At 64.3% G+C, this 18,680-nt stretch carries 17 protein-coding genes; 7 read left to right on the forward strand and 10 right to left on the reverse strand.

Annotation, left to right across the window (positions count from 1 at the left end; all coding sequences use genetic code 11):
* Position 1 precedes the first annotated feature (1 nt).
* Positions 2–853 carry a phosphodiesterase gene (locus HZZ16_RS04150; RefSeq protein WP_197947206.1) on the reverse strand — a complete coding sequence of 284 codons (852 nt, stop codon included), beginning with the start codon at positions 851–853 and terminating at the stop codon, positions 2–4.
* Positions 854–1,217: 364 nt separating this feature from the next.
* Positions 1,218–1,964: a TetR/AcrR family transcriptional regulator gene (locus HZZ16_RS04155; RefSeq protein WP_246509940.1), complete on the reverse strand. Its 747-nt coding sequence runs from the start codon at positions 1,962–1,964 to the stop codon at positions 1,218–1,220.
* On the opposite strand from HZZ16_RS04155, the gene HZZ16_RS04160 reads away from it, so the two are divergent.
* The 3 genes from HZZ16_RS04160 (at position 1,963) to HZZ16_RS04170 (ending at position 3,939) form a co-directional block, all read left to right on the forward strand.
* A complete protein-coding gene (locus HZZ16_RS04160) occupies positions 1,963–2,736 on the forward strand; it encodes an NIPSNAP family protein (RefSeq protein WP_197947207.1) in 774 nt (257 codons plus the stop codon). The two genes, HZZ16_RS04155 and HZZ16_RS04160, sit on opposite strands and share 2 nt — an antisense overlap.
* A gap of 79 nt (positions 2,737–2,815) precedes the next feature.
* Positions 2,816–3,538, forward strand: a complete 723-nt coding sequence (locus tag HZZ16_RS04165) for a glutathione S-transferase family protein (protein ID WP_197947208.1) — start codon at positions 2,816–2,818, stop codon at positions 3,536–3,538.
* A 14-nt stretch (positions 3,539–3,552) separates the two neighbouring features.
* Positions 3,553–3,939: a nuclear transport factor 2 family protein gene (locus HZZ16_RS04170; RefSeq protein WP_197947209.1), complete on the forward strand. Its 387-nt coding sequence runs from the start codon at positions 3,553–3,555 to the stop codon at positions 3,937–3,939.
* A 38-nt stretch (positions 3,940–3,977) separates the two neighbouring features.
* On the opposite strand, the gene HZZ16_RS04175 is transcribed toward HZZ16_RS04170, so the two are convergent.
* Positions 3,978–5,450 (reverse strand): protein adenylyltransferase SelO, encoded by a 1,473-nt coding sequence (locus HZZ16_RS04175; RefSeq protein ID WP_197947210.1) that lies wholly within the window; start codon positions 5,448–5,450, stop codon positions 3,978–3,980.
* Between the two features lie 197 nt (positions 5,451–5,647).
* On the opposite strand from HZZ16_RS04175, the gene aspS reads away from it, so the two are divergent.
* A complete protein-coding gene (aspS, locus tag HZZ16_RS04180) occupies positions 5,648–7,420 on the forward strand; it encodes an aspartate--tRNA ligase (RefSeq protein WP_197947211.1) in 1,773 nt (590 codons plus the stop codon).
* 144 nt (positions 7,421–7,564) lie between these two features.
* Here the strand turns inward: aspS and HZZ16_RS04185 are convergent, their stop codons facing one another.
* On the reverse strand, positions 7,565–9,538 hold the full coding sequence (locus HZZ16_RS04185; protein ID WP_197947212.1) for an aq_1923 C-terminal domain: 1,974 nt from the start codon (positions 9,536–9,538) through the stop codon (positions 7,565–7,567).
* A 246-nt stretch (positions 9,539–9,784) separates the two neighbouring features.
* On the opposite strand from HZZ16_RS04185, the gene HZZ16_RS04190 reads away from it, so the two are divergent.
* Both HZZ16_RS04190 and HZZ16_RS04195 read left to right on the forward strand, forming a co-directional pair.
* Positions 9,785–12,094, forward strand: coding sequence for an NADP-dependent malic enzyme (locus tag HZZ16_RS04190; RefSeq protein WP_197947213.1), 2,310 nt, complete (start codon positions 9,785–9,787; stop codon positions 12,092–12,094).
* 294 nt (positions 12,095–12,388) lie between these two features.
* Entirely contained in the window at positions 12,389–12,841 is a 453-nt protein-coding gene (locus HZZ16_RS04195) for a DoxX family membrane protein (RefSeq protein WP_197947214.1), read from the forward strand.
* A 21-nt stretch (positions 12,842–12,862) separates the two neighbouring features.
* Here the strand turns inward: HZZ16_RS04195 and HZZ16_RS04200 are convergent, their stop codons facing one another.
* The 6 genes from HZZ16_RS04200 to HZZ16_RS04225 form a co-directional block, all read right to left on the reverse strand.
* Entirely contained in the window at positions 12,863–13,117 is a 255-nt protein-coding gene (locus HZZ16_RS04200) for a hypothetical protein (RefSeq protein WP_197947215.1), read from the reverse strand.
* 66 nt (positions 13,118–13,183) lie between these two features.
* Positions 13,184–13,663, reverse strand: a complete 480-nt coding sequence (locus HZZ16_RS04205) for a hypothetical protein (RefSeq protein ID WP_197947216.1) — start codon at positions 13,661–13,663, stop codon at positions 13,184–13,186.
* A 329-nt stretch (positions 13,664–13,992) separates the two neighbouring features.
* Positions 13,993–14,544, reverse strand: a complete 552-nt coding sequence (locus HZZ16_RS04210) for a dihydrofolate reductase family protein (protein WP_197947217.1) — start codon at positions 14,542–14,544, stop codon at positions 13,993–13,995.
* A 7-nt stretch (positions 14,545–14,551) separates the two neighbouring features.
* A complete protein-coding gene (locus HZZ16_RS04215; RefSeq protein ID WP_197947218.1) occupies positions 14,552–15,574 on the reverse strand; it encodes a polysaccharide deacetylase family protein in 1,023 nt (340 codons plus the stop codon).
* Between the two features lie 165 nt (positions 15,575–15,739).
* Complete coding sequence (locus HZZ16_RS04220) at positions 15,740–16,309, reverse strand: glutathione peroxidase (protein ID WP_197947219.1); 570 nt, start codon at positions 16,307–16,309, stop codon at positions 15,740–15,742.
* A gap of 89 nt (positions 16,310–16,398) precedes the next feature.
* Positions 16,399–17,922: a L,D-transpeptidase gene (locus HZZ16_RS04225; protein ID WP_197947220.1), complete on the reverse strand. Its 1,524-nt coding sequence runs from the start codon at positions 17,920–17,922 to the stop codon at positions 16,399–16,401.
* Positions 17,923–18,130: 208 nt separating this feature from the next.
* Here HZZ16_RS04225 and HZZ16_RS04230 point away from each other — a divergent pair, with 208 nt between their 5' ends.
* Positions 18,131–18,679, forward strand: a complete 549-nt coding sequence (locus HZZ16_RS04230) for a CreA family protein (RefSeq protein ID WP_197947221.1) — start codon at positions 18,131–18,133, stop codon at positions 18,677–18,679.
* Position 18,680: the final 1 nt, after the last annotated feature.

An 18,680-nucleotide genomic window follows, 5' to 3' on the forward strand; every position in this document is an offset into this window, starting at 1 on the left:
CTCATCGCGCCGGGAAATTGAGTGCATAGTCGCGGCCGTCCACTCCGGCCGGTGGCTCGAAGGGGAAGCGCAGACTCTGGTCGAGGAAATCGTGGCTGTGCACGACCAGGTTCTCCTGGTCGATCAGCACGACGCCATAGGCCGGCGGCTCGTGGCTGGCGAGATGCTGGCTGGCCGCAACGTCGAGCTCGAACCAGACCTGGTGGTTGGTGCCGCGCAGCGTCGAGAATGGGATCTTGCCGTAGCTGCCGAAGATCGGCCGGTGCACATGGCCGAAGAAGAGATGGCGGATCCGCGCGCGATACGGCGCGATGACTTCCGCGAATTCGGCGCTCTGCTTCAGCGCGATCTCGTCCATGGCGTGCACGCCGACCGGGAACGGCGGATGATGCATGAACACGACGAACTCTTGGTCGTCGGGCGCGCCGGCGAGCGTGCTCGCCAGCCAGCCGAGGCGCTTTGCGCACATCTCGCCGGCATGGCTGGTCTCGTCCAGCGTGTCGAGGAAGACGAACAGGCCGTGCTCGGTGGTGCGCGTGCCCTGCACGAAGCCGTTGGAATCGCGCGGAGCGGCCTTTAGTGCGTCGAGGCAGGTGACGCGCTTGTCGTGATTGCCGACCATCGCGATGTAGGGAATTTTCAGCGCCGCCATCGCCTCGGCGAAATTGGCGTAGGATTCAGCCTCGCCCCAATGGGTGAGATCGCCGGTCACGACCGCGAACGCAGCGTCGGACTGGTGCTTGTTGATGTCGGCGATCGCCGCGTCCAGCCGGGCGCGCGGATCGAGCCCGTAGAGCTTCAAGCCGGGGTTCGCGAGATGCGTGTCGGTGAGGTGGATGAATTTGAAGGGCATGGGCGCGCTGTATCGGGACGGTTGGAGGATCGGCGCCTCCGGCAAGACGGCGCTGTCAGCCCGTTAGAGCGCGTGTGTTTCAGTTTGATGACAGCGGTTCCGCGGTCTCCGAATTCCACTGGATGCGACGCGAAATCTCCAAAACAACCCCATGCACAGTAGCCAATGGTTGTCGGGACAATGGCTTACGCGTTTTCCGACGCAAGTTGACACGTCGGGCAAAACAGGGGGCATGTTGCCTGTATCGGAAATCCGCGTGGCGCGGTGTCAGCTGGCTCCCGAATGGCTTCGCCAGCACCGAAGGCGCAATCCTCCACTCGGAAGCAATTCCGGCAGAGCCAAGTGGTCTTGCTCGTGTTGCAGCTCAGGACGCTGGCTGCTCCCGCGCGAGGCGCCGCCGTGCCGGGGGGCGCTGCCCCAGCATGGCTGCGAGCTGCCGCGCGCAGGTTCTCAGCGGCTCTGCGTTCTGCTGCGCTTTGGCGATCGCAATGGCGCCGGAGTAGGACGCGACGACAAACGTCGCCAGCTCCTCCGCTTGCCGGGCCTGCTGCGCATCCGATCTCTCGCTCCGCAGCTTGTCAGCAACGGCATCCCGCCAGACTGCAAAGATGTGACGCATCGCCTCCTGGAATTCGGGATCTGCCAACGACAGCTCGATTGCAAGATTGTTGAGCGGGCAGCCCAGCACGGTGCCGCGGTTGTCGATCGACTCGGCGATATCGTCGAAGGCGCGCAGGATTCCGTCCAGCGCCGTGCGGGCATGGCGGACAGTATCAATCCAACTTTCCTGAACGGCCGGACCGACTCTTTCCTTGATCACGGCAAGCCCGAGCGATTTCTTGGTCGGAAAATGATGGTGGAGGGCGCCGCCGGTGACGCCGGCTTCTCGCATGATGTCGTGCGTGCTGGTCGAATGATAGCCCCGGGCCTGAAACGCCGCTGCTGCAACATCGAGAATGCGCGCGCGCAACGCTAGCGGATCATACGTACGTTTTTTTTCGCCAATCATGTCCTGGTCACCTCCGTCACAATCTAGCAGCTTGACAAAACCGGGCAACCGGTTTGTATTTGAAACAGGACGACCGGTCTTTTCTGGAGCCGACTGCACCATGATCTCCTTTGAAGTTGCCCCATCCGCCGCCACGTTAGAGCACTGCAGCCCGATCATCGATCTGCGGCAGTACACGCTGCATCCGGGCACGCGAGATCAATTCATCGAGCTCTTCGATGGCGAGTTCGTCGAAACGCAGGAAAGCGTGGGAATGCGGATCATCGGCCAGTTTCGGGATCTGGGCGATCCCAATCGCTTCGTGTGGATGAGAGGCTTTCCCGACATGCCGTCACGCAAGGAGGCGCTGACGGCGTTCTATGAGCAGGGTGAAGCATGGCGGCGCTTCAGCGCGCTGGCCCGTTCTCAGATGATCGACAGCAGCGACGCGCTGCTGCTCCACCCGATCCGTCCGGATGCCGCCTTTGCCCTCGCGCGTGCGGCGGATCGGCCGTCCGTCAATTCACCGCTCTCGCCGGGATTGATCGTCGCCACCGTCCATCCACTGCCACAGCCGGTCGATGCCGACTTCCTTGAATTCTTCCAGGAGAATGTCGTGCCGATTCTCACCGCTGCGGGCGGGCGCCTCGTTGGCCTATTCGCTACTGAACACAGCCCCAACAATTTCCCCGCGCTGCCGCTTCGGGAAGGCGAGAATGTTTTCATTTGCTTTGTCGCATTCGACAGTCTGGCGGCCTATCACAAGTCCATGACCGTCCTCGGTCATAACTCCGAATGGCGGCGCGAAATCCATCCCGCTCTGCTTAGGCGTCTTCAGGGGCGTCCACACATCTTGAGACTCGCGCCGACGTCGCGCTCACAGCTGCGCCCGTGACGACCTGTTTGCATCAAGACCGCAAGCCATTCGTCTCGGGCGCCGGCCTGGCGAACCTAAACATATCCGGGAGGCAGCAATGGACACTGTCAACGCGCCGCTCCGACTGTTCTCGGGCCCGCTCAGCATGTTCGGTGCCAAGGCGCAAATCGCGGCACTCGAAAAGGGGCTGGACTTCGAGCTTGTGATGGTTCCGTTCGAAACGAGTTACGAGCCGAAGCACCCGGACGTGCTGCGCGTCAATCCGAAGCGGCAGGTCCCGATCCTCATTCACGGCGACCTTGAGATCTTCGATTCCACCCAGATCTTCGAATATTTCGAGGATCTGCAACCTGAGCCGGCGCTTTGGCCGACGGACGTCAAGGAGCGAGCGCAGGCGCGTTTGCTCGAGCTCAAATCCGACGAAGTCTATTTTCTCCACATCGTTCGCTTGATGGGCCTTCCCTGGGGCAGTGAGGATTCGGCAGCCGTGTCGGCCCGCGCAGGGGCCGCCCGATACTACGAAGACATGGAGGCACTTCTCTTACAGCGAGATTACCTGGCGGGCCGCTACTCCTTTGCCGACATTGCATTCTACATGGCACACGTGTTCGGCGCTCGCATGGGGGCCCCGGCGACCGACGCAACGCCGGCTGTGCTGCGCTGGCGCGACCGCATCAGCGCCAGACCGGCTGTGCACGCCGTCCTCGGACCGATGGTGACGTTTCTCAGATCACGAGGACGGTCGGTGCCGGATTTCCTGAGTTCTCTCGGCTCTACTGTGACCGCACCGTCTGGCAGCACGCCGGGCGCGTCACGCTGACGAAGGACGATACGATGTTGTCGGAACTTACGGAGCACGCGATCCAATCCGCCCTGACGCGATACGAGGAGCTGTTTTCGCGAGGAGACGTCGAAGCCATTGTTGAGGATTTTACGGAGGACGTGCGAGTCCGCTATGGCGCCCATCCGCCGTTCGCCGGCAAATCCCAGCTTCGAGATCTGCTCCGGCAGCGATTTGCTCGGATGCGTGACTACCGGCTGTCCAAGCGTCTGGAGTTCATCTCGGCCCCGAGATTCGCGTCCTCGTGGACGGGTTCCTGGGTCGACGCCGAGTCCCAGATGCGTATGAACGTCTACGGCGTCGAGCTTCTCACGGTGCGAGCCGGTAGGTTTTGCGAGTGGTCCGCCGCGGTCACGACTTGGCAGGCTGTTGAGCACTAAGCCGCGCTTGCTCGCTCAGTCCGTTGTTGGCGAGGCGCTTAGGTCCCGCAGAACGTCTGCAACACCCGCTGATCCGGCAGCGGCGGATCGGCGTAGGCGGCGTAGTCTGGCTGGTCGTCGAACGGCCTCGCCAGCACCTTCACCAATTCCTCGAACGGCGCGTAATCGTCGTCGTTCACCGCGGCCTGGATCACGGCCTCGACGCGGTGGTTGCGCGGGATGAACAGCGGATTGACGGCGTGCATGGCCGCCTGCCGCTCGGTCGCGGTCTGCGGCTCCAGCGCGACGCGCGCGCGCCAGCGGCCGGCCCATTCGTCGAAGGCTGCAGGGTCCATGAACTGCGCGCGCACCTCAGTGCCGTCATCGGCGGCGGCATCACCGAGCTTGCGGAAGGTGAGGGTGAAATCGGCCTGGTTCTTGGCCATGGCATCGAGCAGGTCCTGGATCAGCGCATCGTCGCCGTCGCGCTCCGTGAACAGGCCGACCTTCCTGCGCAGGCCGGCCTGATAGGCGGCGCTGAACTGGTCGGAGAACGCGCCGAGAATGTCCTGGGCTTCGGCGACTGCCTTCTCCTGCTCGTCCGAAAATACCGGCAGCAGGCATTCGGCGAGGCGCGTCAGATTCCACAAGCCGATGCGCGGCTGGTTGGCATAGGCGTAGCGGCCCATCTCGTCGATCGAGGAAAAGACCTGCGCCGGATTGTAGGAATCCATGAAGGCGCAGGGGCCGTAATCGATGGTCTCGCCTGAAATCGACGTGTTGTCGGTGTTCATCACGCCATGGATGAAGCCGACCAGCAGCCAACGCGCGATCAGCTCGGCCTGGCGCGCGACGACCGCCGCGAGCAGGGCGTGATAGGGCCGCTCGGCCTGCAGCAACTCCGGATAGTGGCGCGCGATGACGTGATCGGCGAGCCGGCGGATCGCCTCGGTGTCGCGGCGGACGGCGAAGAACTGGAAGGTGCCGACGCGGATGTGGCTGGAGGCGACGCGGGTCAGCACCGCGCCGGGCAGTGCGGTCTCGCGGATGACATGCTCGCCGGTGACGACCGCCGCGAGCGAGCGCGTGGTCGGAATGCCGAGCGCATACATGGCCTCGCTGACGATGTATTCGCGCAGCACCGGGCCGAGCGCGGCGCGGCCATCGCCGCGGCGGGAGAACGGGGTGGGGCCCGATCCCTTGAGCTGGATGTCGCGGCGGACGCCGTCCTTGTCGATGACCTCGCCGAGCAGGATGGCGCGGCCGTCGCCGAGCTGCGGCACGAAATGCCCGAACTGGTGCCCGGCATAGGCCATGGCGATGGGATCCGCGCCGGCGGGAACCGTCTTGCCGGCCAGGATCTCGGCCCCTTCCGCCGTCTCTAGCATGTCGGGATCAAGCCCGAGCTGGACCGCCAGCGGCCGGTTCAGCTTGATCAGCCGGGGGGCGGCCACAGGGGTCGGCGCGACGCGGGCGAAGAAGCTGTCCGGCAGCGCCGAATAGGAGTTCTGGAAGGGGAAATGGACCGTCATGGGCTCAAGATAGGTCTGGAACGCCTGATGGCAAAGGCTCGGTCTCTGATAAGCCAAAAATGGGCCCTTCGGGTCCAAAACAGGCCGTTCCCTTGGTTGCCGCCTTGGTCCTCGTCGGGTAAACCCTGCCGCAACTTCGGACCGGTCGTTTCAGGCCGTTCGATTCGCCTCCTTTCGACATCGATTTTAGGACGACCATGCATCGCTACCGGTCACATACATGCGGCGCGCTCCGCGAGAGCAATATCGGCGAGACCATCCGCCTCTCCGGCTGGGTCCATCGCGTCCGCGACCATGGCGGCGTGCTGTTCATCGACCTGCGCGACCATTACGGCCTGGCCCAGTGCGTGGTCGATCCGGACTCGGCGGCGTTCTCGCTCGCCGAAAAGCTGCGTTCGGAATTCGTGGTCAAGATGGACGGCAAGGTCCGCCGCCGCCCCGAAGGCACCGACAATGATGACCTGCCTACCGGCAAGGTCGAGGTCTATGTCAACGAGATCGAGGTGCTGGGCCCGGCCGGCGACCTGCCGCTGCCGGTGTTCGGCGACCAGGAATATCCCGAAGACATCCGCCTGAAGTATCGCTTCCTGGACCTCCGCCGCGAGAAGCTGCACCAGAACATCATGACGCGCGTCGAGATCATCAAGTCGATGCGCCGGCGCATGGAGGGGCAGGGCTTCTTCGAGTTCAACACACCGATCCTGACCGCGTCCTCGCCGGAAGGCGCACGCGACTTCCTCGTCCCGTCGCGCATCCATCCCGGCAAGTTCTACGCGCTGCCGCAGGCGCCACAGCAGTACAAGCAGCTGCTCATGATGAGCGGCTTCGATCGCTATTTCCAGATCGCGCCCTGTTTCCGCGACGAGGACCCGCGCGCCGACCGTCTGCCCGGCGAGTTCTACCAGCTCGACGTCGAAATGAGCTTCGTCACGCAGGAAGACGTGTTCGCGGCGATGGAGCCGGTGATCACGGGCGTCTTTGAAGAGTTTGCCAAGGGCAAGCCGGTCACCAAGGGCTGGCGCCGGATTCCGTTCGCGGAAGCGCTGCGCAAGTATGGCAGCGACAAGCCGGACCTGCGCAACCCCATCGAGATGCAGGACGTCTCCGAGCACTTCCGCGGCTCCGGCTTCAAGGTGTTCGCGCGCATGTTAGAGGATCCCAAGAACCAGGTCTGGGCGATTCCCGCAGCGGGCGGCGGCAGCCGCGCCTTCTGCGACCGCATGAACTCGTGGGCGCAAGGCGAGGGACAGCCCGGCCTCGGCTACATCATGTGGCGCGAGGGCGGCGAGGGCGCCGGTCCCCTCGCCAACAACATCGGGCCCGAGCGCACCGCCGCGATCCGCGCACAGCTCGGCGTCAAGGAAGGCGATGCCGCCTTCTTCGTCGCCGGCGATCCCGACAAGTTCTGGAAGTTCTCAGGGCTTGCCCGCAACAAGGTCGGCGAGGAATTGAACCTCACCGACAAGGAGCGGTTCGAGCTCGCCTGGATCGTCGACTTCCCGATGTACGAGTACAACGAGGACGACAAGAAGGTCGACTTCTCGCACAACCCGTTCTCGATGCCGCAAGGCGGGCTGGAGGCGCTGAAGAGCCAGGATCCACTGACCATCAAGGCGTTCCAGTACGACATTACCTGCAACGGCTACGAGATCGCCTCGGGCGGCATCCGCAACCACGTGCCGGAAGCCATGGTGAAGGCGTTCGAGATCGCAGGTTACGGCGAGCAGGAAGTGGTCGAGCGGTTCGGCGGCATGTACCGCGCCTTCCAGTACGGCGCCCCGCCGCACGGCGGCATGGCCGCAGGCGTCGACCGCATCGTGATGCTGCTCTGCGGCACCACGAATTTGCGCGAGATCTCGCTGTTCCCGATGAACCAGCAGGCCATGGACCTCCTGATGGGCGCCCCGTCGGAAGCCACCACGAAACAGCTCCGCGAGCTGCACATCCGGGTGAACCTGCCGCAGAAGTGACGCTGTTCTTACCCCGTCATTGGGAGCGCAGCGAAGCAATCCAGAATCTTTCCGCGGAGGGACTCTGGATTGCTTCGCTGTGCTCGCAATGACGGGGTGGGATTTTCGCCAGGCCAGTTGCCGGCGCTTTCGCAGCAATAAGCCTCACAACCCCGTCGAGGCCTCGATCCTGAACTGCGCCAGCGCGATGGTTGGTTCCTGGTCGAGGACATCCATCAGCTGAAGCACCGGCAGCTTGCCGAGCGGTGTCAGCCTGATGCTCAGCGTTTGCCCTGAGGTCTCGACGAAGCCGGCGAGTGCATCGACCGCGACCTTGGCATCGAGATTGGAGGCGGCGATCTTCTCGCCCTGGGCCCGGATCATCGCGACGATGGCGCTGCGCGCCCCATCGCGGCTGACATTCTGCATGCGCGCGAACTGGGCCACGACCAGATCGACCACGCCGCGGTCGCGCAAGGAGAGCTCGATCGCGCCGGTCTCGACCTGCGCCAACTGACCCATCACCTCGGACGGGTCCGTCGTGGTGAAGAGATCGCGCGGCACCTTGGCAAGGGCCACGCTCACCTGCGCCCTGGCGAGATTGCCGAGATCGAGCGTGGCGGGTGCGAGCGCGAATGCGCCCGACGATTCCGTCCAGGCCGCGCCGAGATCGAGGTCGATCGCGAGCTTGTCCACGCCTGCCACGATCAGCGGCTGCAGCGCCGGATTGGCGGGATCGGTCGGCGTGACCATCTTCACGACCAGATTTGCCTTGCTCGGGATCGATCCCACCAGCTGGCCCCAGTTCAGGCTGATGGTGTCGATGGTGATGGGCTGCCGCGCGGCGTTGTGGGGCGCAACCACGCCCTTGACCTCGGCGCCTTCGAGCACGCGGAACAGGCCCAGCATCTCTTCGGGCGGGGGCGGCTGGCCCTGCCTGCTGATGCCGGCCGCCCAGCGCATCAGGTTTGCCGCGCTGAACGATTTCAGCGCGAAGCGCTCCATCTTGAACGGCCCTTGCGGAGACGGCGTGTCGACGCCTTCGATCGCGAATTCGCCGTCGTGGTATCTGACCGCCTTGATCGTGGCCGTTCCTTGCGGAAGGCCCATCGACGTCTTGCCGATCTCGATCCGACCAATGCGAAGACCCTCATAGTATCCGGCGAGCTTCTCCATCACCTCGCGCGATTGCGCGGCGGTTGCGACCACCGACCGGTCCGTCGGCATGAGTGCAACGATCTCGGCCGGCCGGAATTTGGAGGGCTGCACCGCGATGTCCTCGAACCTGATCCCGTCGATCTCCATCCGCATGCCCTGACTGGATTTCAGCACATAGGGGCCCGCCGAGATCTGCCTGTAGATGCGGTGATAGCTGTCGTCGGCGGCCTTCTGCGGGTCGAGCGCCGCGGCAATTGCGGTCGTGTCGAAATCGTTGACGATGATGTTGGAGAGGTCGCCGGTGAGCTTGTCCGGTTTGCCCGGCTGCGGCACGTCGATGGTGAAGACGGCGCGATCGACCTTCATGGCCTCCAGCTTGCCGCGCTTGAGATTCTGGATCGCCAGCCCGGAATAGGTGATTTCGCCGCTTCCAGCGGCGGTGCCGCTCGCGTCGAAGGTCATGGTCAGCGTCGGAGCCGCGACTGATGATGCCGTGATTCTTGCGTATTGTTCGAGCACGTGACGATAAATGTCGAACAAGGAGCCGCCCGCCGGCGGATTGCCGCCGCGAATGGGGCCGGCATAGGCCCGGAGAGTGAGCTGCGGGATCTTGTAGGATGCCTTCAGCTTCGCGGCGCCAACCTGGTCCAGGGCGACGTCGAAGCCACTGATGTCGATGCTGTCGGCCGAGAAGCTGGCATCGTCGATCAGGCGAACGCCGGTGCCCTTGATGCCGGCGATCTTGACCTGCGCTTGCGGCTGGCCGGCTGGCGTGATTGCGATGTCGTCGACCGTGAGCGTCCGGGTCGCGAGCTCGAAGGTGATCTTGCCATGGCTCGCTTTGCCACCGCCCGAGCGGATTTGCGCGAACGCCGCCTCGACCTCGCTGGTCGCCCGGTGCTGGACATAGAGGTTGAAGCCGAACCATCCTCCCGCAGCGAGCACGGCAGCCACGACCAGGCCGATCAGGATTCGCTTCATTCCCAGCTCCAGTTGCTCGTTTCGCACCGCGCAACCTGCCATATTCGCGAAACGCCGCGCGGTCCAGAGAAAGCTTTGGTTTCAAATATTTGACGGCGCGCCCTGTTGACGGGGACGCAATCGGATGTTGCCACCGGGCCTTCGGCCGTGCTTCATCCCGTTTCCATGACCCGGAAATGCGGTCCGCTTCGGCCGTCGCTCCGGATCCTGCATTTTTGAGGCCGGTAACGCGAGGCGAGACACCGCATGTCGTCCTATTCTGATGATCTCCACCAGGCGGCGCTCGCCTACCACCGTCTGCCGCGCCCTGGAAAGCTCGAGATCCAGGCAAGCAAGCCGCTTGCCAACCAGCGCGACCTCGCGCTGGCCTATTCGCCGGGGGTCGCCGCGGCCTGCACCGAGATCGCCAAGAACCCGGCCGAGGCGGCCACGCTCACCACGCGCGCCAATCTGGTTGCCGTGGTCTCCAACGGCACCGCGGTGCTCGGCCTCGGCAATATCGGCCCGCTGGCCTCCAAGCCGGTGATGGAAGGCAAGGCGGTCCTGTTCAAGAAATTCGCCGGCATCGACGTGTTCGACATCGAGATCGCCGCCGACACCATCGACCGCGTGGTCGAGACCGTGGCCGCGCTGGAGCCGACCTTCGGCGGCATCAATCTGGAGGACATCCGCGGACCGGAATGCTTCGAGATCGAAGCGCGCCTGAAGGAGCGCATGAAGATCCCGGTCTTCCACGACGACCAGCACGGCACTGCGATCATCGTCGCCGCCGCCATCGTCAATGGCCTCAGGCTGAACGGCAAGAAGCTGTCCGACGTCAAGATCGTGGCGTCGGGAGCAGGGGCCGCCGCGATCGCGACACTCAATCTCCTGGTCTCGATGGGCGCGCAGCGCAAGAACATCTGGGTCTGCGACATCGACGGCCTCGTGCACGAGGGCCGCAACACCTCGATGGACCGCTGGAAGGCGGTGTATGCGCAGAAGACCGACAAGCGCACGCTTGCCGAGGTCATCGGCGGCGCCGACATCTTCATCGGGCTCTCGGCGCCGGGCGTGCTCAAGCCTGATATGGCCAAGGCGATGGGCGACAAGCCTTTGATCATGGCGCTCGCCAATCCGGTGCCGGAAATCATGCCGGAAGAGGCGCGCAAGGCGCGCCCCGACGCCATGATCTGCACCGGCCGTTCCGACTACCCGAACCAGGTCAACAACGTCCTCTGCTTTCCCTTCATCTTCCGCGGCGCGCTCGATGTCGGCGCCACCGCGATCAACGAGGAGATGAAGCACGCCGCCGTCGAAGCCATCGCTCAGCTCGCGCGCGAGGCGCCGTCGGATGCGGTTGCGCAAGGTTTCGACACCGGCGAGACGCAGGGCTTCGGTCCGGGCTCGCTGATCCCGAGCCCCTTTGATCCCAGGTTGATTCTCCGCATCGCGCCGGCCGTGGCGAAGGCGGCGATGGAATCGGGCGTCGCAACGCGTCCCATCACCAATTTCGACGAATACAGGGCGCTGCTCGAGCGCTTCGCCTTCCGCTCCGGCCTCGTCATGAAGCCGATGTTCGCCAAGGCCAAGACCCAGCCGGTGCGCGTGATCTATGCCGAAGGCGAGGATGAGCGCGTGCTGCGCGCCACGCAAGTCGTGCTGGAGGAAAAGCTGGCACGGCCGATCCTGGTCGGCCGTCCGTCGGTCGTGGAGGCGCGCATCAAGCGCTTCGGCCTCTCGATCCGCGCCGGCAAGGATTTCGACCTGGTCAACCCCGAGGACGATCCGCGCTACCGTTCCTACGTGCAGTCCTATGTCGAGGTCGCCGGTCGCCGCGGCGTGACGCCGGATGCGGCGCGCACCGTGGTGCGCACCAACAACACGGTGATCGCGGCGCTTGCGGTGACGCGCGGTGAGGCGGACGCGATGCTCTGCGGCGTCGAGGGCCGCTACATGAGCCATCTGCGCCATGTCCGCGAGATCGTCGGCTTCTCGCCGGGGATCAGCGACTACGCGGCGCTGGCGCTATTGATCACCAGCAAGGGCGCCTTCTTCATCGCCGACACACAGGTGCGGCCCAATCCGAGCGCGGAAGAGCTCGCCGAGATCGCATCGCTCGCCGCGGTCCACGTCCAGCGCTTCACCATCAAGCCGAAAATCGCCTTTGTCTCGCATTCGGATTTCGGCAGCTACGACACCGATTCCTCGCGCAAGATGCGGCTGGCGACCCAGCTTCTGAAAGACAAGCATCCGGAGATCGAGGCCGACGGCGAAATGCAGGGCGACACCGCACTCTCCGCAGCTGCGCGAAGGATGGTGCTGCCGCATTCCAAGCTAGAGGGCGAGGCCAACATCCTCATCATGCCGACCCTGGATACCGCCAACGTCGCCTATCAGATGATCAAGTCGCTGGCGGACGCGCTGCCCGTCGGCCCCATCCTGGTCGGCCCGGCGCGGCCCGCTCATATCCTCACCCCCTCGGTGACGGCACGCGGCATCCTCAACATGACCGCGGTCGCTGTGGTGGAAGCGCAGGAACGCGCCTCGCGCCAGCAGCCGACGTTGTTCACGTAAGGCGGTTTGCGACGCTGCCTTCGCCTCTCCCCGCGTGCGGGGGGAGGCCGGAATTTGCGAGAGCAAATTCCGGGTGAGGGGGACTCTCCGCGAGTCCGACTCTCACCGTGATTGCGGAAGCAGCCCCTCACCCCAACCCTCTCCCCGCAAGAACGGGGCCAGGGGCGCACCATCCGAGCCTTTTGATCTCAAGCTTTTCAAAGCAGTTCGCCATTTCCCCGTTTGTAAACCGGCGCACGACTCTCCATAATCCCTTCAAGCGTTCCGCGCTCTGAGCTTGCCAAGAGGCCGATCATGCCAGCGTTCGTGACTTTCGGGCGAATCCTGTTCGCCGTGCTGTTCATCTACACGGGCGCGACCAAGCTTTTTGCCATCCAGGCCACCGCCGACTTCATCGCCACCAAGCTCGTGGTGCCCGACGTCATCGCGCCTTACGCCAAGCAGGTCGAGACGGCGACCGCCATGACCATGCCGCAGCTCTTGGCGATCGCGATCGGCGGGCTCGAGATCATCGCAGGCCTGATGATCGCGCTGAATTTCGGCGCGCGTTTCTTCGCGATGCTGCTGATCGTCTACGTCGCGGTCGCCACCGTCCTGTTCTACGATTTCTGGAATCAGCCGGCCCCCGACAACGCCAAGATGCTGGTCGACGCGCTCAAGAACCTCTCGATCATCGGCGCGCTCTGCATGATCATCGGCTACGGCCGCACCACCCGCCCGGCCGAGGCGGCCTACGGCGACGTCTAGGGCAGGGTATGACCGCCGCTTCTAACGCGCGCCGAGGATGCGCTGCCAGAGCGTGCCACCCAGCACCTTCCAGCCAAGATAGAAGTACAGGGTGATCAGGGCAAACAGCACAAGAGCGGACGCGCCGTGCAGGCTGAAACCGTCCTTCGTTGTCTCGCCGGTAGCGGCGCCGACGGAATAGCCGCCGACGAAGAACACCGTCAGGAAGTCGAGAAAGCCGGCGAGGCCACGGCGCCAAAAAGGTTTTGGCGTCGATCGAGTATTGCTTGTCGACATCGAAGCAACCTCCTCTTGGCAGCCGCGCCGGACCGCCGGCTCAGGATTTCCCGTCTCGGCGTCTCGTCAGAGTTTCTTGGCATCGACGTCGATGCCGATGACCTTCCAGGCATTGTCGCTTTGCGCAAAACGCAGCTTGTACTTGACCCGGACATCGTCGTTCTTGAACTCGCCGGCGAGAACAAGCGCACCTTCCGAATCGAGCTTGGCCTTCTGCTGTGATTCGTAGTCGTCGGTGACGATCCCCTCGAAGAACAACTTCTTGCTGCGGAAGGATTCGAACGCGGCCGCCAGCTTCTCGGCCGTCATTTGTTCTTGGAACTGCTTCGAGCCCTTGGCAAGCAGGACCGAGTAGTTCCCGGTCATGTTGGCGTCGTTGAAGGTCATCAGCGTCGTGCGAACCAGCACGTCCTGCTCGTCGTCGGTCGGCAGGTCGATGGCGTACGCCGATGACGGCGACATCGCTGACAGGAAGGTCAGTGACACCAGGACGGCGATGGCGCCGAGAAACTTGCGGCAGGAGAGGGAGGCAAAAATCGAACGCATGGTCTCTTTGTCCTTAATGAGAGGCCGGGCTATCGCCAGAGAGCGGAATGAAGTCGCATATGCGATCTGCATAACAGAGAAGTTCTAATTTTTTGCTCGTGTGGGAAGGAGCTTTGGCTTCGCCGGTTCACGGCGCCTTAAACAGGCTCGGGATGAGAACGTCTTGACTCCGCCGCACCCTCGCCATTCGGTACGGCTCTCTCTGTCTGCAACCGGGGATGCAGGAGCGTGCGCGACGACGGGCGCGGGCCGCGGCGATTCCCTGAAAGCGGGCGGCTGGCTTCGGCGGCTCACAGCGGACTGGCGGCGATTTGCACCATGATCGTGAGCTATTTTCGCCGCCACGGTGTCACGGTCACCTCATGCGCGGCGTCGAGAAGGTACGGCGCACCCGGCTTCATCCCGTGCGCAGCCAGCACCTCGTGAGGCGTTCGCTGGGGCACACCGACGAAGCAGCCCTCGCCGCCGGGCAGCCGCACATGCGGAGCCTCCGAGAGCCAGAACGTGTCGTAGCGATCCATGAACAGGTCGAACACGACCGGGCCGCCGATGACCGCGACCATGCCGGAGGCGACGTCGGCGAAGGCGCAGGCCTCCTCGAAGCTGGCATGGGCCGGATTCCACAGCGTCGCGTTCGGCATCTCCGGATCGACGGTGAGGTCCCTGATCTTGCGGGTCAGGATCAGCCGCTTGCGCTTGGCCGAATTCGGCTGCTGCTCGTGCGAGTTGCGGCCGTGCACGATCAGCGCGGCGCGATCGAGCGCCTGCTCGAAGAACCGTTTGTCGCCTTCGAACTTCAGGCTGCCGGGCATGACGCGGCCCGCGTCGGCCAGCATGCCGTCCGCCGAGACGATGACGTAGCCTTCGAAGCGGAAAGACAATGGCCTGCTATTCGGAGACGGTGGTCACCACCGAATTGACCGGGCGCTGGCTCACCGTCGGCAGCTTGATGTCCTTGAGCAGCTGCTGGTCGTGTTCCGGCAGGGTCGAGGCCGGGAACTTGGCACGCATCGCCACCACCTTGTAGCCGCCGGCCTTCAGCCGCTTGAGCAGCTCGGGTAGGGCCTCCGCGGTGTGCTTCTGGAAGTCGTGCATCAGGACGATGCCCTTGCCCTTGGTGTCGAGCTTCTTCATCACGGTCTCGACCACCTTCTCGGGCTTGGAGGCCTTGAAGTCGAACGAGTCGATGTCGCAGGAGAAGATCCCGACATTGCGGTTGCCGAGATAGGTGACCATCTCCGGCGGATGCTGCAGCGCCGGGAAGCGGAAGAACGGCGCGGGCGAGATGCCGCCCAGCGCCCACTTCACCGCCGCAAAGCCCTTCTCGATCTCTTCCTTGCGCTGCGCTTCGTTGAGCTTCTTGTTGTTGAGGTTGGCGTGCGACCAGGTGTGGGCGCCGACGGTGTGGCCAGCGGCGTAGACCTGCTTCAGGATCTCCGGCTCATAGGTCGCATGCTTGCCGATGATGAAGAAGATTCCGGTGGTGCATTCGTCCGCGAGGGCCTTGAGCACCGCGGGCGTGTTGCGCGGCCAGGGGCCGTCGTCGAAGGTCAGCACCACCTCGTGGTCGCGCAGGAAGTCGAGTTCCTTGAAATGCTCGAAGCCGAAGCCGGGACCGCCCGTGGTGTCGATCTCGACGGTGCGGGCGACGCCGAGGGCGCCCGGCGTGTTGCAGGCCGCGCGGGCCGGCTGCGGCGCCTGTTTCGGCGGGGGCGGATTGACGAAGCCCGCTGGCGCCGCGGCCGCTGCTGCGGGCGCTGGAGCTGCAGGGGACGTCGCAGCCGCCGGTGTTGCCGCCGGCGCGGCTTGCGGTGCGGCCGCGGGCTTCGCGGCCGGCGTCTGCGACCATGCGGCGCCGGTCATCGCAACCGACATCGCCGCTGCTAGAATCAGTCCTGCCGCCACGCGCATGGTGTTGTCCTCGAGATTGATCCCGTTGTTCCGCCGTGGCTTTTCGCCTGCGGCAAAAACCGTCCTGCCCAAAACAATCCTAGCCTAGATGGTGGGCCATCGCCATTGCAACGGCTGTTTGACCGCACGTCGCAATTGTGCCCAGCCGCATGGCGTGCACCTGCGTCACGTGTCGGCCAGGGCCCTGGCAATGGCGGTCTTGATCCGCGTGTCGGCCGGCTCCACGGCGGAGGGAAACACCTCGGCAATATAGCCGTCGCGGCCGATCAGGTACTTGTGGAAGTTCCAGCGCGGAACTTCCTTCGGTCGGGCCTCGGCGGCCCACTTGTAGAAGGGATGCGCCCTCGCACCGAGCACCGCCGCCTTGGCCGTGATCGGGAAGGTAACACCATATTGGTGATGTGCGGTCTGCGTGATCTCGCTGCTGCCGCCGGGCTCCTGGCTGCCGAAATCGTTGGAGGGCACGCCGATCACGGTGAGTCCGCGCCCGCGAAACTCGCTCCAGATTTCCTGCAGGCCGGCATATTGCGGCGTGTAGCCACAGAGCGAGGCCGTATTCACCACCAGCAACGGTTTGCCGGTGAACGCTGCGAGGCGGATGTCGTCGCCTGACAATGCGGGGAAGGAGAAGGCGTAGGCCGAGATCCGGCTCATGGCGCCATCAGCGAGGGCGCGCGTGACAGGCGCAAACGCGCCCGCAAGAGTGACGCTCAGCGCGGTTCTGCGATTCATCATGACGGCGCCCCCCGAGATGATCCGAGGACAGATTACTCCGCAACTGCGACCTCGCGCGTCAACACAGCGTTATCGGTCCTGCGAGCGAGCTAGTACAGGCGGACGATGAAGTCGGTGCCTTCGCCGGTCTCGCCCTGGTTGATGCCCTGGTCGGAGACGATGATCGAGCCGCCTGACGTCAGCATCTCGTTGATCTTCGCCAGGGTGTCGGCAGGGACCGAGATGCGATCGAGGGCTTCAGCCGGGCTATCCGGCGTCACCACCGGTTTTGCGGCGATGGGGATCAAAGCTGCGCCGCGTTGGCGACGCGCTACGCGGCTGTCGTCCTCGCGCGCCGCGGAACGGGCGGACACGGGCAGCGACACCACCGACCAGCGCAGCGTGTTGGCATTGGCCTTGTCGAGTTCGGCAGTGAAGACATGCGTGCCTAGCGGCCGGTCGCTCGCCGCGATCGTGACGGGCACCTCGAACAGCGGCGCAAAATTCTGCCGCACATAGAGCTTGGAATCCTTGCGGCTGATGAAGACGGCAACCTGGCCGACCCGCTTGGGCACGTCCGGCTTTGCCGCCGGCGCAGGATCGGTGACGAGGCCCTCGTCCTTCCTTGCATCGGGTGCGGTGGCGAGCGCCGGCGCATCGGGTGCCTTCGCGGCTTCCGTTTTGACCGGCTCGATCTTGTCGGCGGGCTTGTTCTCGTTCGCCGGCTTGGCGGTGTCTTCGGCCGCAGGCTTGACTGCGTCGGCCGTCTTGACCTCGTCGGCCGTCGCCGCGGCCTCCTCGCGCGCCGCCGCATGGCCGGTGGTCACGTCCGACAACACGGCATGGCCGACCGAGGTGCGCAGCTCGAGCACGCTGTCGGCGCTGGCCGTCTTGGTCTCGACCGGCTTGGCTTCGGCCGCGCCCGTGTCGGCCTTGTCAGCGACATTGGTCTGCGGCGCGAGGCTCGCGGCGGGCTGCGGCGGCACGCGCATGGAGGCGAGCATGGGATGGGAGAAGCTCTGCGGCGACACTTGGCCGGGTGCCACGATCACGCGTGCGCCCATCTTGGTCCAGTTCCACATCTTCGTCGCGAACGCCATGGGCATGCGGATGCAGCCATGCGAGGCCGGATAGCCCGGCAGCACGCCGGCATGCATCGCGACGCCGGACCAGGTGATCCGCTGCATGTACGGCATCGGCGCGCCGCTATAGATGTTGGAATGGTGGAATTTGTGCTTCTGGATGATGCTGAACACGCCCATCGGCGTCGAGTGGCCCTTCATGCCAGTCGACACCGGTGATTCGGCGAACACGCCGGTTTTGTCGTAGACCGTCACCTTCTGCCGCTCGATCGAGACGACGATGACAAGCGGCCCTTGCGGCTTGGTGCCCGCTTCCTTCTCGACGATGACGTCCTTCTTGCTCGCGGCGCCGCGCTTTTGCGGCTTCTGGCGCGGTATTTCGGGAAACCGATCCTGCCGGGCGTAGTAGGACCCGTCGGAATAGTCCGTCCAGTAATAAAATGCTGCGTTTGCCTCGCTGGTCGCGCCGATCGCACCCGCCGCCGTCAAAATGGCGACCTGCCACAGCCGTGCCGGCCTGGCAGAAGAACCCCACCCGTTCATGCTGTTCATCTTCGAATCCATAATCCAAATCAGACGTTAGTCTCGCAAAGGGGATACGCGTTCACCGGCAGCGCGGTTCTGCCATCAGCTACTTTTGTTCAGGGCGTAGCAAAAAAGCCTCACGGAGCGGTAAACGACGGCCGCGTCCGCTCCGTCGCCGCCTTCCTGACCGCCGCTTGCGTTCCTACATTGCGGGGACTTGTTACCGGAGAACTTCATGTCATCTCGTTTCCCCGGTCTTTCCAGCATCCGTCTGAAAGGCCTCGCTTTAATCCTCTTGGCTCTAACCGCGCCTATGGCATCGGCATCCGCGGCCGACGAGCCCGATCTGATCTTCCGCCGCTCCACCGTGTTCAAATGGATGAGCCCGAACGATAAGCTCGCGACCTATGGTCTCGACGATCCCGAGGTCGAGGGCGTCGCCTGTCATTTCACGGTGCCGGAGAAGGGCGGCTTCAAGGGCTGGCTCGGCCTTGCCGAGGAGGTCTCAGATATCTCGCTGGCCTGCCGCCAGGTCGGTCCGATCAAGTTCAAGCACAAGATGGAGCAGGGCGACGACATGTTCCGCCAGCGCCGGTCGCTGTTCTTCAAGAAGATGCAGATCGTGCGCGGCTGCGATGCCAAGCGCAACGTGCTGGTCTACATGGTCTATTCGGACAAGCTGATCGAAGGCTCGCCCAAGAACTCAACCTCGACCGTGCCGATCATGCCGTGGGGAGCGGCAGACGCAAGCGTCCAGAAGTGCGGCGAGTTCTTCACGCAGTGAG

It is taken from the genome of Bradyrhizobium glycinis (genome assembly GCF_016031655.1).
GTDB lineage: Bacteria > Pseudomonadota > Alphaproteobacteria > Rhizobiales > Xanthobacteraceae > Bradyrhizobium > Bradyrhizobium glycinis.

Excerpts from the sequence above, each read along its gene's own strand:
- HZZ16_RS04150 (WP_197947206.1), bottom strand. The coding sequence starts at position 853 with ATGCCCTTCAAATTCATCCACCTCACCGACACGCATCTCGCGAACCCC.
- HZZ16_RS04160 (WP_197947207.1), top strand. The coding sequence starts at position 1,963 with ATGATCTCCTTTGAAGTTGCCCCATCCGCCGCCACGTTAGAGCACTGC.
- HZZ16_RS04155 (WP_246509940.1), bottom strand. The coding sequence starts at position 1,964 with ATGGTGCAGTCGGCTCCAGAAAAGACCGGTCGTCCTGTTTCAAATACA.
- HZZ16_RS04165 (WP_197947208.1), top strand. The coding sequence starts at position 2,816 with ATGGACACTGTCAACGCGCCGCTCCGACTGTTCTCGGGCCCGCTCAGC.
- HZZ16_RS04170 (WP_197947209.1), top strand. The coding sequence starts at position 3,553 with ATGTTGTCGGAACTTACGGAGCACGCGATCCAATCCGCCCTGACGCGA.
- HZZ16_RS04175 (WP_197947210.1), bottom strand. The coding sequence starts at position 5,450 with ATGACGGTCCATTTCCCCTTCCAGAACTCCTATTCGGCGCTGCCGGAC.
- aspS (WP_197947211.1), top strand. The coding sequence starts at position 5,648 with ATGCATCGCTACCGGTCACATACATGCGGCGCGCTCCGCGAGAGCAAT.
- HZZ16_RS04185 (WP_197947212.1), bottom strand. The coding sequence starts at position 9,538 with ATGAAGCGAATCCTGATCGGCCTGGTCGTGGCTGCCGTGCTCGCTGCG.
- HZZ16_RS04190 (WP_197947213.1), top strand. The coding sequence starts at position 9,785 with ATGTCGTCCTATTCTGATGATCTCCACCAGGCGGCGCTCGCCTACCAC.
- HZZ16_RS04195 (WP_197947214.1), top strand. The coding sequence starts at position 12,389 with ATGCCAGCGTTCGTGACTTTCGGGCGAATCCTGTTCGCCGTGCTGTTC.
- HZZ16_RS04200 (WP_197947215.1), bottom strand. The coding sequence starts at position 13,117 with ATGTCGACAAGCAATACTCGATCGACGCCAAAACCTTTTTGGCGCCGT.
- HZZ16_RS04205 (WP_197947216.1), bottom strand. The coding sequence starts at position 13,663 with ATGCGTTCGATTTTTGCCTCCCTCTCCTGCCGCAAGTTTCTCGGCGCC.
- HZZ16_RS04215 (WP_197947218.1), bottom strand. The coding sequence starts at position 15,574 with ATGCGCGTGGCGGCAGGACTGATTCTAGCAGCGGCGATGTCGGTTGCG.
- HZZ16_RS04220 (WP_197947219.1), bottom strand. The coding sequence starts at position 16,309 with ATGATGAATCGCAGAACCGCGCTGAGCGTCACTCTTGCGGGCGCGTTT.
- HZZ16_RS04225 (WP_197947220.1), bottom strand. The coding sequence starts at position 17,922 with ATGAACAGCATGAACGGGTGGGGTTCTTCTGCCAGGCCGGCACGGCTG.
- HZZ16_RS04230 (WP_197947221.1), top strand. The coding sequence starts at position 18,131 with ATGTCATCTCGTTTCCCCGGTCTTTCCAGCATCCGTCTGAAAGGCCTC.